1 protein-coding gene is annotated in these 481 nt (G+C 43.7%); it reads right to left on the reverse strand.

Annotated elements, in window-relative coordinates; genetic code table 11:
• The coding region (locus KWG70_RS17680; protein WP_230937368.1) for a hypothetical protein at window positions 1–481 on the reverse strand (481 nt) is incomplete at both ends.

Here is a 481-nt window from a genome sequence, read left to right on the forward strand (position 1 = left end):
CACAGTTCACACCTTCAATAGTTACCGAAGTTGATCCTCCAGAACCATCATAAGTGATACCATTCTCAGCCCACGTATACGACTCATCAGAGCAAATCGTTACATCAGTTACCACAGGAGCAGGCTCTGGTGTTACTGTTAAGTTTAATGTTTGATCGGCTGCACAGTTTACACCTTCAATAGTTACCGAAGTAGATCCTCCAGAACCATTATAAGTGATACCATTCTCTGTCCATGTGTATGACTCATCAGAGCAAATCGTTACATCAGTCACCACAGGAGCAGGCTCCGGTGTTACTGTTAAGTTAAGTGTTTGATCCGCAGCACAGTTTACCCCTTCAATAGTTACCGAAGTAGATCCTCCAGAACCATTATAAGTGATACCATTCTCCGTCCATGTATACGACTCATCAGAGCAAATCGTTACATCAGTCACCACAGGAGCAGGCTCCGGCGTTACTGTTAAGTTAAGTGTTTGATC

The organism is Psychroserpens luteolus, assembly GCF_021032705.1.
Lineage (GTDB): Bacteria > Bacteroidota > Bacteroidia > Flavobacteriales > Flavobacteriaceae > Psychroserpens > Psychroserpens luteolus.